Consider the following 14,317-nt stretch of genomic DNA (forward strand, 5'->3'; position numbering starts at 1 on the left):
ATCACGAAGGAAGTGCAGCGGGTCTCCGGCGGGGAGGAGGAGCACGGGCACCTCGAGGAATTCCGCACCGACCCAATCGGTTTGATGAACCGCGTTCGCGACGAGTGTGGTGACGTCGGCTGGTTCCAGCTGGTCGACAAGCACGTCGTGTTCCTGTCCGGCACCGAGGCCAATGAGTTCTTCTTCCGTTCGGCCGACGAGGATCTCGATCAGGCCGAGGCCTACCCGTTCATGACGCCGATCTTCGGCAAGGGCGTGGTGTTCGACGCCAGTCCCGAGCGGCGCAAGGAGATGCTGCACAACTCCGCACTGCGCGGGGAACAGATGAAGGGCCACGCCGCCACCATCGAGGGCGAAGTCAAGAAGATGATCGCCGATTGGGGCGACGAAGGCGAGATCGAGCTGCTCGACTTCTTCTCCGAGCTGACCATCTACACCTCCACCGCATGTCTGATCGGGCTCAAGTTCCGCGAACAACTCGACGCCCGATTCGCGAGCTACTACCACGAACTCGAACGCGGCACCGATCCACTGTGCTACGTCGATCCGTATCTGCCGATCGAGAGCTTCCGGCGCCGCGACGAGGCGCGGGTGAAACTCGTGGCGCTGGTGCAGGAGATCATGGACGCTCGGCTGGCGAATCCGCCGAAGGACAAGGCCGACCGCGACATGCTCGACGTGCTGGTCTCCATCAAGGACGAGGACGGCACGCCGCGGTTCTCCGCCGACGAAGTCACGGGCATGTTCATCTCGTTGATGTTCGCCGGGCACCACACCAGCTCCGGGACCTCTTCGTGGACACTCATCGAGCTGATCCGCCACTCGGAGGTCTACGCCGAGGTGCTGAGCGAGCTCGAGGAGCTCTACGCCGACGGTCAGGAGGTGAGTTTCCATGCGCTGCGCCAGATTCCGAAACTCGACAACGTGGTCAAGGAGACGCTGCGCCTGCATCCACCGCTGATCATCTTGATGCGGGTCGCCAAGGGTGATTTCGAGGTGCAGGGCTTCCCGATCCGCAACGGCGACTTCGTCGCCGCCTCCCCCGCGGTCAGCAACAGGATTCCCGAGGACTTCCCCGATCCCGACGCGTTCATCCCGGACCGCTACGACAAGCCCGAGCAGGCCGACGTCGCCAACCGGTGGACCTGGATTCCGTTCGGTGCCGGACGCCACCGCTGTGTCGGTGCGGCGTTCGCGACCATGCAGATCAAGGCGATCTTCTCGGTTCTGTTGCGCGAGTACGAGTTCGAGATGGCGCAGCCGGCGGACACCTACCGCAACGACCACTCCAAGATGGTCGTTCAGTTGGACCGACCCGCGAAGGTCCGCTACCGCAAGCGCAACGCGTAGAAGCCGAGGAACTCACGAATGGGCTTTCGAGTCGAAGTCGACATCGACCTGTGTCAGGGCCACGCAATGTGCGAACTGGAGGCCGAGAAGTACTTCACCGTACCCAAGCGCGGGAAGGTCGAGATCCTCGACGACAGACCGTCCGAGGACGACCGCGCCGAGGTCGAACAAGCCGTGTGGGCCTGTCCCACGCAAGCACTGTCCATCGTTGACGAAGACTGAACAACCAGGAATGGTAAGGAAAGGTGAAGCCAATGCCGTCATTGCCCCGCGAACACCTCGACAAGTGGGTCGAACAATGGCTCGAAACCAACCGCGAATGCGAGCGGAAGGGCGACTGGAAGCCGCTGGCCGACTTCTACACCGACGACGCCACCTACGGCTGGAACATCGGCCCGAAGGAAGACGTCATGTGTGTCGGCAAGGACGAAATAAGGGATGTTGCACTGGGTTTGGAGATGGAAGGCCTGGAGAACTGGGTCTACGAGTACCAGAAGGTCCTCGTCGACGACAAACAGGGCGAGGTGGTCGGGTTCTGGAAGCAGATCGTCAACAAGACCGACGGCACCCAGGGCGAGATCTACGGCATCGGCGGCAGCTGGTTTCGGCTCAACAGTGACCTGCTGATCGAGTGGCAGCGCGACTTCTTCGACTTCGGGCACGTCGCCTACATGTTCGGCCAGCTCATCGGATCCGGCGATCTGTCCGACGGCATGCAGAAACGCATCCAGCGGGCCACCGCAGGCGGGAAGGTGCCCGGCTACTACCCGCTCGGCAAGGCGCCCGTTCCGATCTGGTGACACCCGGCCAAGCGATTGCTTGGGGGCGCGTGTGACGCATCTAACTAATGACTCTAGTCTGGCCTCATCGGCTCTAGTGGAAGGCACGTGCGGATGAAGACAAAAGGTGCTCTCATCTGGGAGTTCAACCAGCCGTGGTCGGTCGAGGAGATCGAGATCGGCGACCCGGTCAAGGACGAGGTCAAGATCCAGATGGAAGCGGCGGGCATGTGCCATTCCGACCACCATCTGGTGACCGGCGGCATCCCGATGGCGGGCTTCCCGGTGCTCGGCGGCCACGAGGGCGCGGGCATCGTCACCGAGGTCGGCCCCGGCGTCGAAGGACTCGAACCAGGCGATCACGTCGTGCTCTCGTTCATCCCGTCCTGCGGCGTGTGCCCATCGTGTCAGGCCGGCCTGCGCAACCTGTGCGACATCGGGGCACTCCTGCTCAGCGGCACCTCGGTCTCCGACGGCACGCACCGCGTGCACGCCAACGGCCGGCCCGTCTTCCCGATGACGCTGCTCGGCACGTTCAGCCCCTACATGGTGGTGCACAAGAGCTCGGTGGTGAAGATCGACAAGTCGATCCCCTTCGAGGTGGCCTGCCTGGTCGGCTGCGGCGTCACGACGGGCTACGGCTCGGCCGTCCGGACCGCCGACATCCGCCCCGGCGACGACGTGGCGGTGATCGGTGTCGGCGGCGTCGGCATGTCCGCCCTTCAGGGAGCGGTCGCCGCGGGCGCCCGCAACGTCTTCGTCATCGAACCGGTGGAGTGGAAGCGCGACGCTGCACTGAAGTTCGGAGCCACCCACACCTATCCCGACATCGAGACCGCGTTCGGGGGTGTCGCCGAGGTGACGGCGGGACTCATGGCCAAGAAGGTCATCGTCACCGTCGGTGAACTGGACGGCAAGGACGTCGACAACTACGTCAACCTGACCTCCAAGGGCGGCACCTGCGTGCTGACGGCCATCGGCAGCATGCTGGACACCAACGTCACGCTGAACCTGGCGATGCTCACCCTGATGCAGAAGAACCTGCAGGGCACCATCTTCGGCGGCGGCAACCCGCACTACGACATCCCCCAGCTGCTGTCGATGTACAAGGCCGGCAAGCTCAACCTCGACGACATGATCACCAGGCAGTACAAGCTCGAGCAGATCAACGACGGCTACACCGACATGCTCGAGGGCCGCAACATCCGCGGCGTCATCCGCTACACCGACGCCGACCGCTAGGGGCCGACCGTGTCACAGGAGACCGCTCAGCAGTCACCCGCCCTCACCGCATCGCAGGCCTCCTGGCGCTGCGTGCAAGCCCACGATCGTGAGGGCTGGCTGGCGTTGATGGCCGACGACGTCGTCGTCGAGGATCCGATCGGCCCATCGGTCACCAACCCCGACGGCACCGGCGTGCGCGGCAAGGAGGCCATGGCCGCGTTCTACGACGCGAACATCTCGGCCAACCAGCTCCGGATCACCTGCGAGGAGACCTTCCCCTCCAGCTCACCCGACGAGATCGCTCATATCCTGGTGCTGCGCAGCAGGTTCGAGGGTGGTTTCACCAGCACCGTGCGCGGGGTGTTCACCTACCGCGTCGACGACGCCGGGCTGATCGCCAACATGCGCGGCTACTGGAACCTGGACGTGATGCAGTTCGGCCAGGAAGAGCAGAGCTGACGGGCGACGCGCTGGCAGGCCGCGCGGCCGTCGTCGTCGGCGGCTCGCGCGGCATCGGGCTTGCGGTGGCCGAACTGTTGGCCAGCCTCGGCGCCGGTGTCGTGGTCAACGGCCGCGATGGCACCGCCGTGTCGGAGGCCGTCGAACGAATCGGGGGCAGCGCAACGGGATTCGCGGGTTCACCCGCAGACCCGGCGACGGCCGACGCGCTGATCGCGTCCTGCGTCGCCGAGTTCGGCGGCATCGACATTCTGATCAACTGCGCAGGCACCGCCGAGCCTGCCGGATCGTCGATCCTGAACGTCACCTCTGCGCAGTTCCGCGAGCTGCTCGACGCGCACCTCGGCACGGCGTTCGAGACGTGCCGGGCGGCCGCGCCGAAGCTGATCGAACGGGGCGGCGGCGCGATCGTCAACACCAGCTCGTTCGCGTTCCTCGGCGACTACGGCGGCACCGGATACCCGGCAGGAAAGGGTGGCGTCAACGGCCTGACGCTGGCGATCGCCGCCGAGCTGAAGGCGCAGGGCGTGCGGGCGAACGTGGTGTGCCCCGGCGCGAAGACGCGGCTGTCCACCGGTACGGACTACGAAGAGCACATCGGTGAGCTGAATCGCCGTGGTCTGCTCGACGACGTCAGCACTCAGGGCGCGCTCGATGCCGCGCCGCCCGAGTACGTCGCTCCCACGTACGCCTATCTCGTCAGTGACCTTGCCAAGGACGTCACTGGCCAGATCTTCATCGCCGCAGGCGGTTTCGTGGGCCGATTCGAGCGTGCGACGCCTGGCATCGTGGCCTACCGGGATCACCACGACTCGCCGCCGTGGTCGATCGACGAGCTCGACGGGCTCGTCACGTCGAGGGCCGCGGCGCGGTCAAGTCGTAGATCGTGACGCTGCCCATCACGATCGGCGCGAAGCGCATCTGAACCCACTGCTGAATCTTGCCGCTGTCGAGCAGATGCTGACCAAAGCGGTAGTCGGTGCGGTGGTCCCCCGTCATCGCGATGAAGTAGTGGATGGCGTGTGCCGCGACCAATTGCTCGAACCGCTTTCGCGTCGGTGACGGGTCGGATCCGTTGAAGCCGCCGAGTGACATGACCGGTTTCTCGGTCGCCAGTTGGTAACCCGCAGCGCACGTCGAGCCCACCGTCGCCGCGACCCAGGTGAAACGATCGGCATCCACCTCGAGGCGGGCGACCACTTCGGCGGGCGGCGTGCCCGCCGTCAGCAGACTGCACCCTCCCGCGACGATCGGCGGCGCACCGGACTCGGCCCGCTTGAGGGCCGCAGTTGCCGAGTGGGCGGCGGCCAAGATCGACGGCGGGCCAGCCGCAGGCATTGCCCCGGACGCACCGAGGGACACCGTGGTCACCGCATATGCCAGCGGACCCGCCAGGCCCAACACGATGAGCGCCGCCCACACGACGGCGTGGACGCCGCGCCGCCGCGTCCATGCCGCGTCCACCCGCATCAGCCACACCAGAAGCACGACGGCAGCAGCGATCAGCACCCACCGCAGCCACGGCTGGTAGTGCGGAACATGGTGCAACACGGCGTATCCCGTCGCCGCCGTCGCGGCTCCTGCCGCAGCAAGGGTCGCCTGCGCCCACACCTGCACGCGGCGCTCCCAGCACACCGCGACACCGATCCCCACCAGCGCCGCGACAGGTGGGCCGAGAATCACCGTGTAGTAGGCGTGGAAGATCCCGGCCATGAAGCTCAGCACCCCGGCGGCGGCGATCAGCCACAACCCCCACGCCAGCACCGACGCCCGCTCGGCATCGCGGCGCGGTGCGCGCCACCGCCATACCAGCAACACCACGAGGAACACCGTCGCGGCGGGCAGCAGCCACGCGATCTGCCCGATCTGCCCCTCCTGGAACAGCCTGCCGAAGCCCGGTCCTTCGGGGCCATGCGCCAGCGGCGCGGAGGTGTCCAGCGGCACGCCGACGGCGCCGACCTCGTGGCCGTTGAGTCGACCGAATCCGTTGTAGCCGAACGTCAATTCCAGTTCCGAGTTGTGTTGCGAGCCACCGATCCACGGCCGGTCATCGGCGGGCCACAGCTGCACCAGCGCCACCCACCAGCCGCTCGCCGCGACCGCGACCGCGATGGCGAGCGCGACCTGCCACAGCCGACGCAGCAAGGACGGCGGACCCGCGACCAGATACGGGATGAACAACGCAGGCAGCATCAGCACGACCACCAGTTGCTTGGTCAAATAGCCGCAGCCGACCAACACGCCGCACAGCACCAGCCAGCGCGTGCGTCCGTCGTCGACGGCCCGCAGCGCCGCCCACAGCGCGGCCACCAGTAGCAGCACCAACAGCGCGTCGGGATTGTTGTGCCGGAAGATCGCGACGACCACCGGCGTGAGGGCGAACACCAGACCTGCGATCAGAGCGGCCATGTCGCCGAACCTGCGGCGCACGGTATCCCACACCAGCGCCACGGTCGCCACGCCGGCAAGCGCCTGCGGCACCAGGATGCTCCACGGGTTGAGGCCGAACACCCGCACCGACAACGCCATGGGCCACAGCGACATCGGTGGCTTGTCCACCGTGATGGAGTTCGCCGCGTCCGACGATCCGAACAGGAATGCCTTCCACGATTGCGAACCCGCCTGAGCGGCAGCCGAATAGAACGCGTTGGCCCAGCCCTGCGCACCGAGGTCCCACATATACAACACCGCGCTGCCAATCAGCAGCGCGGTGAGCGACCAGCGACTCCGACTCACATGCGGTGTACTCCGAACACCCGCCGCAACGCGACGAACCGGACCAGGGTGGCGACCAGGTTGGCGACGACCAGGATCGACAATTCCACGACCTTGCCGACCGTGGGGTCGAAACGGTGCAGCACGTACAGCGACCCGCTGGTGATGGCCAGGCCGAACGCGAACACGGCGAGACCGTGCATCTGATGGCGCGCGACACCACCGCGGCCGCGGATGCCGAACGTGAACGCCCGGTTGGCTGCGGTGTTGGCGATGGCCGTGATCAGCAACGCCGTCAGGTTTGCCGCTTGCGCACCCATCGTCGAGTGCAGCATCAGGTACAGCAGCGCGTAGGCCAACGTGCTTGCGATGCCGACGATGCCGAACCGCAACAACTGTCCGACCATGCCGTGGGGTACTCCGGGGATCAACGGTTCGCGGCCGAGGCTCACCTGCAGCTCGCGCACGGGCAGCGCCCCGGTGGCAAGGGCCCTGCCGACCCGCCAGCATCCCTTGAGGTCGTTGATCGCGGTGTGCAGAACGTCAACGCGGGAGTCGGGGTCGTCGACCCAGTCGACGGGCACCTCGTGGATCCGCAGTCCGGCTCGCTCGGCGATGACCAGGAGTTCGGTGTCGAAGAACCATCCGGTGTCGGCGACCAACGGCAGCAACTGGTGCGCTACGTCGGCGCGGACCGCCTTGAACCCGCACTGCGCGTCCGAGAACCGCGCACCGAGTGCGCCGCGCAGGATCAAGTTGTAACTGCGCGAGATGAATTCGCGCTTGGGGCCGCGGACCACGCGCGACGACGCCGACAGCCGCGACCCGATCGCCACGTCGGAGTGCCCCGAGATCAAGGGTGCCACCAACGGCATCAGCGCGGTCAAGTCGGTGGACATGTCGACGTCCATGTACGCCACGACGGTCGCCGTCGACGACATCCACGCCTCTTGCAATGCGCCGCCGCGCCCCTTGGCGTCGAGGTGGATCACGTCGACGTCGGGCAGTTCGCGCGCGAGCTGTCGCGCCACCGCGAGGGTGCCGTCGGTGCTGGCGTTGTCGGCCACCGTGATCCGGGCTGGATAGGGCACCTCGGTGGCCAGGAAGTGGTGCAGACGCCGGACGCTGGCCGGCAGGTCGCGTTCCTCGTCGAACACCGGGATGACGATGTCCAGGACGTAGTCGCGGGCCGCGGCGCGCTTCGCCGCTGGGCGCGCATCCATCTCGGCCGCACTGGGCCCTGCCAGGTCGGTCATGGCGTCAACCGTCGCCGAGCAAGCTGCCACCGATCTGACCCCTGGCTGGGAACTTACTGGCAGCGCCGCCCGGATGGCATGCTCGAGGCATGCCGTCCGTCTTCACCATGATCATCAACGGGGACCTGCCGGGCCGATTCGTCTACGAGGACGACGACGTGGTCGCGTTCCTCACCATCGAGCCGATGACGCACGGCCACACGCTAGTGGTGCCGCGCGCCGAGATCGACAACTGGCAGGACGTCGACTCGGCGGCTTTCGGTCACGTGATGGCGGTGTCGCAGAAGATCGGCAAGGCGGTCTGCAAGGCGTTCGGCGCCGAGCGTTCCGGGCTGATCATCGCCGGGCTCGAGGTGCCGCACCTGCACGTCCACGTCTTCCCGGCCTACAACCTGACCGACTTCGGCTTCGCGAACGTCGATCGCAACCCGACGCCCGAGTCCCTCGACGAGGCGCAGGCCAAGATCAAGGCGGCCCTCGCCGAACTGGGCTAGCCGACCGAAACCGCCACGTCGGCGATGCGCGGCATCTTGACGGTGAACCTGCAGCCCTTCCCCGGCGCGGTGGTGACGCTGACCGTGCCGCCGTGTGCGTACACCAGCGAGTCCACGATCGACAGCCCGAGACCGGTTCCACCGCTGGACCGTGCCCGCGACGAGTCGGTGCGATAGAACCGCTCGAACACCCGGCGGGCGTCCTCACCGGTCATTCCTGGCCCCTCATCGCAGACCTCGAGCACCGCGTTGTCGACGTCGGTGCCGACGCGCACCGAGATGCCCGCCGACTCCGGCGTGTGTTGCAACGCGTTGGAGACCAGGTTGCTCAGCACCTGCCGAAGCCTGGCCTCGTCGCCGAGCACCTCAGGGGTGCCCGGCCCGTCGAACACCTCCATGTTGATGTCGCGCGCAGGCGCCACCGACCTGGCGTCGTGCACGGCGTCGCTGGCCAGTGCCAACAAGTCGACGCGGTTGCGCTCCAGTGGGCGCTGCGCGTCGAGGCGCGCCAACAGCAGCAGGTCCTCGACGAGCAGACCCATCCGCCACGACTCGCTTTCGATGCGGTTCATCAACAACTCGACGTCGCGCGCCGCCCCTTGGCGGTACAGCTCGGCAAAACCGCGGATGGTGGTCAACGGTGTACGCAGTTCGTGGCTGGCGTCGGTGATGAAGCGGCGCATCCGGTCCTCGGAGGTTCGCGCCTGCTCGGCCGACTCCTCCGACGACGCAACGGCACGTTGGATCTGGGCGAGCATTCCGTTGAGCGCCAACGACAATCGGCCCACCTCGGTGCGCGGATCGCGTTGCGGGATGCGGCGGTCGAGCTCACCTGCCGCGATCGCGGCGGCGGTCTGCTCCACTTCGACGAGCGGCCTCAGGCTGCGGTGCACGACGGCGTATCCGGCGATGCCCAACACCAACAGCACCGCCGCACCGAGCCCGACTTGCGACCAGGTCAGCGCGCGCACCGTCGACGACACGTCGGACAGGTCGATCGCCACGGTGGTGAGCTCGCCCCGCAGGCCGCGCACCGTCATCGCCCGCCACTGCACGTCGGAGTGGTCGATCGAGCCGACGGTCACCGGGACCGGGCCGACGTCGTTGTCGTCGGGCAACGCCGGTTCGGCCTTGCGGTCGTTGACCGCCATCCACACGCGACCGTCGGGGTCGATGCCACGCACGTAGAAGTTCGAGGGTGGGCGGGCCGGATTGGGGCCTTCGACGGGGGCGCTCGGCGTCCGTCGCGGGGCCTGCGCCCAGCCCCGGGACGCGTCAAGCAGCGTCTGGTCCACCCGGCTGATCAGGCTGTGCCGGATGATCGAGGTGACGGCGATACCCGATGCGAGCAACCCGCACGCCACCAGAAGCAGGGTGGCGGCTACCAGCCCGACCCGAAGGGGTACGCCGCGTCCGCCCAGTGCTGCCATCCCTCCATTGTTGGCGAAAACTAGCGCGGTTCGCGCAGAACGTACCCAACTCCGCGCAACGTGTGCAGCAGACGCTTCTCACCTGTGTCGATCTTGCGCCGCAGGTAGGACACGTAGGACTCGACGACGTTCACGTCGCCGCCGAAGTCGTAGCGCCAGACGTGGTCGAGGATCTTCGGCTTGGACAGCACCGTGCCCGCGTTGATGATGAAGTACCGCAGCAGGGTGAACTCGGTGGGCGACAGCGAAACGGGCTCGCCTGCCTTCCACACCTCGTGGGTGTCCTCGTCGAGTTCGATGTCGGCGAACGCCAACTTCGCCGTGCGGGGCTCTTCGACGCCGCGGCCGGACCGCCGCAGGATGACCCGCAGCCGGGCCACTACCTCTTCGAGGCTGAATGGCTTGGTGACGTAGTCGTCGCCGCCGAGGGTCAACCCGGCGATCTTGTCCTGCAGGGTGTCGCGCGCGGTCAGGAACAGGGCCGGCGAGTCGATGCCGTCGGCGCGCAGGCGGCGCAGCACCCCGAAACCGTCCATGCCGGGCATCATCACGTCGAGGATGACGGCGTCGGGACGAATCTCGCGCGCCTTGTCCAGCGCAGCGGGACCGCTGGACGCGGTGTGCACCTCGAAGCCCTGGAACTTCAGGCTCACCGAGAGCAGTTCCACGATGTTGGTTTCATCGTCGACGACGAGGACACGCGCTTCGGGGGTGGACTCGGGGATAGCAGCAGCCATGGCCATGGAACTAGAGTCCACCCATTTGCTTGCATTAGAACTGCACGAGCGCTGTGAGCTTCCTGTGAGTTGGTTTCGGGGGCGTTAAGCCACGGGGCGGGCCAGCTGTGACCGCCGTCATAGACTGACGGGATGAATCTTGGCAAAACACTGGTCGACCTGGCCCTCGGCCCCGCGCGCCTCTGGTTGGCCGCCGCCGATGCCGGATTGTCCGTGGCCACGGGTGCGCTGGGAATGGCGAGGTCCTCGCTGGGAGATACCAGTGGAGGGCAAGGATCGACGGCGGTAGCGCACATGCTCGGCATCGACGACGCCATCGTGCGGGCCAACCGCATCGCCCGCCTGATCGACGAGGACCAGCCACTCGGCCGGGCGCTGGCCCCGGACGGCCCGCTGGACCGGCTGCTTCGTCCAGGCGGGGTCGTCGACAAGGTGACGGCACCCGGCGGCGCCCTCGATCGGCTGACCAAGGAGGACGGCGGGCTGATGCGCGCCATCGAGCCTGGAGGCCTTGTCGATCAACTGCTCGACGAGGAAGGGCTGGTCGAGCGGTTGCTCGCCGAGGACGGCCTGGCCGACCGTCTTCTGGCCGAAGGTGGGTTGATCGAGAAGCTCACCGCACAGAATGGACCGCTGGAGCAGTTGGCCGACGTCGCCGACACGCTGAACCGCCTGACACCTGGGCTGGAGGCGCTGACGCCGACGATCGACGCGTTGTACGACGCCGTCAGCACCCTCAGCGCGGTGGTCAATCCGCTGAGCAACATCGCCGATCGGTTCCCGTTCCCCGGTCGCAGGCCCGGCCGCCGCCCGTCCGCACGGCCGGTGTCCTCACAGCGGGTCATCGAGCACGAGGACTGAGCCGATACGATGAGGCCGGTTTCGGCCCGCCCCCTTAGCTCAGTGGTAGAGCGTCCGTCTTGTAAACGGAAGGCCATCGGTTCAATCCCGATAGGGGGCTCCACTCGGCAACGACTGATGTCGGTAGCCGGTCGTAACTTCGGAGCATGAGGCAATGTCGCGGCTGCGGTTCAGCAATGTCGAAGCGCAGCCAGAAGATCTACTGCAGTAACGCTTGTCAGGCCTCGATGCGGCGAGACACCAGTACCAAGCGCTGGCTCGAATCGGGCACGGCGCGGATCGATAGCCACCAAGGTCACTACATCCGTGAGTATCTCGCCGACGCTCAGTTGGGCTGCTGCGCGATCTGCGGCGGAGCGAACGCGTGGCTGAGCCTGCCCCTCGCATTCGTGTTGGACCACATCGACGGCGACCCGATGAACAATGGACGGGAAAACTTGCGGCTGATCTGTCCGAACTGTGACTCGCAGCTGCCGACGTACAAGAGTCGGAACCGTGGCAACGGGCGCCACTACCGCCGACAGCGATACGCCGACGGTCAGTCGTACTGACAGCCTTCTTCGTCCTGACGACGTGGGTGTCGAATCGACCGCATGCCGGCTCGTCCGCCCTGGCATGCGCCGGGGTCTTGCCCGTCGTCGCCGATGTGTCGACGCACCGGCGATCAGCGCACATTGTGATCCGAAACACCTTGTCAGCCAACGGACCTCACCCACGGTGTGGCGCTCAGCATTGCAGCTAGCCACCATGCGGGAGTGCCGATTCTCCTGAAGCGGTTTGGTGGCTAGCGCCGACGACAACGGTGCCCGCGTCCAGCAGTCTTGAGATACATAGCGAGGACGAAAAGCCTTTGGAGCCACGCGTGTATCCGTAGACGCGAGCATGCCTGCGGAAACCCGATTTTCGACCGACTTCGCTGTAAGCGATGTCATCCAAACAAGGAGAAAGAAATGATGAAACTGCGAATCGTCGCACCACTGGTTCTCGCCGCCTCCGCGGCAGCCATTGGCCTGGCACCGATCGCCGCGGCCGACGCTACCGTGAATCAGAGCCCGGGAAATGCGCAAATCACCGCTACTCCCGGGGAAGCGTCGCAAGAAGCCGCCCAAAACCAACAGCCCTTCGGCGGCGACGAGGGTGCCCTGCTCTACCACCACCGCTAAGAACGACCACGCGCTTGGGATCCGATGGCTGTCGGCGTTCTGCCAGGAAACTCGGCTACGTTGGAAATCGGGAGCGTCGCCCGGCGCTCTCGAAGGACTCGGCCCCGCCACCTACCCCCCTGGTGGCGGGGCCGAGTCCGTTTGGTGGCCGCTCACGACCACGTGGTCCAAATATGACGTGATCACCAGCGGTACGCATGCGTAGTCGACTACTCGTTTTGAGAATGGACTCGGCTGTTCCCCTTACGCGGAGACGTGCTCGGCCATCGTGGATGCCCGGGCACCAGAGGCAGAATCCGTTCGAGGCCTCCTCTGGGAAACGACCGTCTCCAGTGGCCATCAGCCGGTCATGGCCTGCCACGAACGCCCGACCCGAGGCAAATTTGCCCGCATTCCCAGCCGTTGTTTCGCCGCGGCGGGCAAACAACTGATGGGTGCGCTCTCGAGTCCAGGTCGTGATGCGTGGATCGACGCCGTGACTGACCCCTTGCCTGTCGAGGTGCCCCACGTGCAGGCCTTGGGCGTCGGGATGAAAATCCGTTTGCGGTACGGAGCCTGGTAGGCGCTGGCTCCAACGTCATCAGCGTTGCTAACAACCGGCACCTCGGTGCAAATTGCAGTTGACACCACATTGCGTGTCATCGCCATCATTTACCCACTGGTCACCATCCGGGTGCGGGACGCGTAGATCTTCACCGTGTGAACCAGCCTGCGGACCCTTTTGTCGTTCGGCCATGAGCGCCGTCTCTTGCGAGGAGAGTTCGAGCCATGCCGGGAGATCCCTCCCCGCATGACAACCCGTTCGGGGCCCATCAATAGGAGGCACACATGAAGTACGTCATGGCTTGGACGAGCCGTCTCGGCGGCTCTGGCAAGGAAAATGAAGCGGGCGTGCAACGCGCCTTGCAGCTGTTCTCGAAGTGGCAGCCACCCGATGGCTCGACGTTCCACCAATTCGTCGGGCGGATCGACGGCGAAGGAGGGTTCGCCGTGGTGGAGACCGACGATCCGGCAGAGTTGCTCGACGGCACTAGCAAGTTCGCCCCGTTCAACCTGTTCCAGATCTATCCAGTCGTCGACATGAACGACTGGGCGCAATCGGCGCAGGCTGGCGTGGAGTTCAGGGAGTCAATCAGCTGAAACGGAACTCAATTGAAGGGGTCGCGCACGGTGCGCGGCCCCTTCTAACGTCCTGACGACGTGGGCAACCCAGCGGTCCATCGGCTCGTCCGCCGGGCATGTTGCGCGGGTCTTGCCCGTCGTCGCCGATATGTTCGTCACGGGTCGACAGTGAGTGGACGAAGGAGCAAACCGTGGCTGAAGCTGGGTTCTGGGTGGCTTGGGGAATTCCGGCCCGCGGGCGTGAACGGCAGGCGCTCGATCTGCTCAAGCACACGACGACCGACTATCTCGATGGCCTCGTCCGGGACGGCCGGATCGAGCGCTTCGATACAGCCGTCCTCAAACCGCAGAGCACGGAACTGGGCGGCTTCATCCTGATCCAGGGCACCAAACAGCAGATCGACTCCCTGCGCGGCGACCACGACTTCGGCCGGTGGGTCACCCAGGTTCAGTTGGTCGCCGACAAGGTCGGCATCGTCGATGCGTGGCTGAACCAGGGTCTCCCCGAAGCCATCGAGCTCTACGAGGAAGCGCTCGAGAAGCTCGACTGACAGAGACCCGCGGCGTAGCTGACCCGGTGCCCTGCGGCGGGGATCAAGGCCAAAAGCCCATGATCATGATTCTGGTGTGAATTTTGATGCCAATTTGTCCTTTTGCTCAACGTGCCCGCTGACGCTGCGATTGAATAGCTCCACCTGTCGGGGGCGGCTATCCATCACAGAGGGGT

Annotated in this window: 16 protein-coding genes and 1 tRNA gene; 13 read left to right on the forward strand and 4 right to left on the reverse strand. The window is 65.9% G+C overall.

The annotated features are described in order from the left end of the window. The 6 genes from HNP02_RS38505 (at nucleotide 1) to HNP02_RS38530 (ending at nucleotide 4,702) form a co-directional block, all read left to right on the forward strand. Nucleotides 1-1,350, forward strand: a complete 1,350-nt coding sequence (locus tag HNP02_RS38505) for a cytochrome P450 (RefSeq protein ID WP_375373761.1) — start codon at nucleotides 1-3, stop codon at nucleotides 1,348-1,350. An 18-nt stretch (nucleotides 1,351-1,368) separates the two neighbouring features. After that, nucleotides 1,369-1,572, forward strand: coding sequence for a ferredoxin (locus tag HNP02_RS38510; RefSeq protein ID WP_184445927.1), 204 nt, complete (start codon nucleotides 1,369-1,371; stop codon nucleotides 1,570-1,572). Between the two features lie 32 nt (nucleotides 1,573-1,604). Then, nucleotides 1,605-2,150: a nuclear transport factor 2 family protein gene (locus HNP02_RS38515; RefSeq protein ID WP_184445928.1), complete on the forward strand. Its 546-nt coding sequence runs from the start codon at nucleotides 1,605-1,607 to the stop codon at nucleotides 2,148-2,150. A gap of 93 nt (nucleotides 2,151-2,243) precedes the next feature. Next, the gene (locus HNP02_RS38520) at nucleotides 2,244-3,371 is read left to right on the forward strand and encodes an NDMA-dependent alcohol dehydrogenase (RefSeq protein ID WP_184445929.1); all 1,128 of its coding nucleotides are present in this window, start codon (nucleotides 2,244-2,246) and stop codon (nucleotides 3,369-3,371) included. 9 nt (nucleotides 3,372-3,380) lie between these two features. Continuing rightward, the gene (locus HNP02_RS38525; protein WP_184445930.1) at nucleotides 3,381-3,812 is read left to right on the forward strand and encodes a nuclear transport factor 2 family protein; all 432 of its coding nucleotides are present in this window, start codon (nucleotides 3,381-3,383) and stop codon (nucleotides 3,810-3,812) included. Nucleotides 3,813-3,823: 11 nt separating this feature from the next. Further along, nucleotides 3,824-4,702, forward strand: coding sequence for an SDR family NAD(P)-dependent oxidoreductase (locus tag HNP02_RS38530; RefSeq protein WP_255507462.1), 879 nt, complete (start codon nucleotides 3,824-3,826; stop codon nucleotides 4,700-4,702). On the opposite strand, the gene HNP02_RS38535 is transcribed toward HNP02_RS38530, so the two are convergent. Then, a complete protein-coding gene (locus HNP02_RS38535; RefSeq protein WP_184445931.1) occupies nucleotides 4,662-6,548 on the reverse strand; it encodes a glycosyltransferase family 39 protein in 1,887 nt (628 codons plus the stop codon). The genes HNP02_RS38530 and HNP02_RS38535 overlap by 41 nt on opposite strands. Next, entirely contained in the window at nucleotides 6,545-7,750 is a 1,206-nt protein-coding gene (locus HNP02_RS38540; RefSeq protein WP_255507463.1) for a bifunctional glycosyltransferase family 2/GtrA family protein, read from the reverse strand. The genes HNP02_RS38535 and HNP02_RS38540 overlap by 4 nt, the downstream gene beginning before the upstream one ends. A gap of 122 nt (nucleotides 7,751-7,872) precedes the next feature. Here HNP02_RS38540 and HNP02_RS38545 point away from each other — a divergent pair, with 122 nt between their 5' ends. Then, the gene (locus HNP02_RS38545; RefSeq protein ID WP_184445933.1) at nucleotides 7,873-8,277 is read left to right on the forward strand and encodes an HIT family protein; all 405 of its coding nucleotides are present in this window, start codon (nucleotides 7,873-7,875) and stop codon (nucleotides 8,275-8,277) included. Here the strand turns inward: HNP02_RS38545 and HNP02_RS38550 are convergent. After that, entirely contained in the window at nucleotides 8,274-9,707 is a 1,434-nt protein-coding gene (locus HNP02_RS38550; RefSeq protein ID WP_184445934.1) for a cell wall metabolism sensor histidine kinase WalK, read from the reverse strand. The genes HNP02_RS38545 and HNP02_RS38550 overlap by 4 nt on opposite strands. A 20-nt stretch (nucleotides 9,708-9,727) precedes the next feature. Further along, nucleotides 9,728-10,450, reverse strand: coding sequence for a response regulator transcription factor (locus tag HNP02_RS38555; RefSeq protein WP_184445935.1), 723 nt, complete (start codon nucleotides 10,448-10,450; stop codon nucleotides 9,728-9,730). Nucleotides 10,451-10,576: 126 nt separating this feature from the next. Between HNP02_RS38555 and HNP02_RS38560 the strand changes: the two genes are divergently transcribed. The 6 genes from HNP02_RS38560 to HNP02_RS38585 all read left to right on the forward strand — a co-directional run bounded on the left by HNP02_RS38560 (nucleotide 10,577) and on the right by HNP02_RS38585 (nucleotide 14,141). Then, nucleotides 10,577-11,305 (forward strand): hypothetical protein, encoded by a 729-nt coding sequence (locus HNP02_RS38560; RefSeq protein ID WP_184445936.1) that lies wholly within the window; start codon nucleotides 10,577-10,579, stop codon nucleotides 11,303-11,305. 28 nt (nucleotides 11,306-11,333) lie between these two features. Continuing rightward, nucleotides 11,334-11,408 (forward strand) — tRNA-Thr (locus tag HNP02_RS38565). Between the two features lie 43 nt (nucleotides 11,409-11,451). Further along, nucleotides 11,452-11,856 carry an HNH endonuclease gene (locus HNP02_RS38570; RefSeq protein ID WP_184445937.1) on the forward strand — a complete coding sequence of 135 codons (405 nt, stop codon included), beginning with the start codon at nucleotides 11,452-11,454 and terminating at the stop codon, nucleotides 11,854-11,856. A gap of 399 nt (nucleotides 11,857-12,255) precedes the next feature. Further along, nucleotides 12,256-12,468, forward strand: a complete 213-nt coding sequence (locus HNP02_RS38575) for a hypothetical protein (RefSeq protein ID WP_309241856.1) — start codon at nucleotides 12,256-12,258, stop codon at nucleotides 12,466-12,468. Nucleotides 12,469-13,296: 828 nt separating this feature from the next. Then, a complete protein-coding gene (locus tag HNP02_RS38580; protein WP_184445938.1) occupies nucleotides 13,297-13,608 on the forward strand; it encodes a DUF3303 domain-containing protein in 312 nt (103 codons plus the stop codon). A 173-nt stretch (nucleotides 13,609-13,781) separates the two neighbouring features. Continuing rightward, on the forward strand, nucleotides 13,782-14,141 hold the full coding sequence (locus tag HNP02_RS38585; RefSeq protein ID WP_184445939.1) for a hypothetical protein: 360 nt from the start codon (nucleotides 13,782-13,784) through the stop codon (nucleotides 14,139-14,141). Nucleotides 14,142-14,317: the final 176 nt, after the last annotated feature.

The organism is Mycobacterium sp. AZCC_0083 (genome assembly GCF_014202335.1).
Lineage (GTDB): Bacteria > Actinomycetota > Actinomycetes > Mycobacteriales > Mycobacteriaceae > Mycobacterium.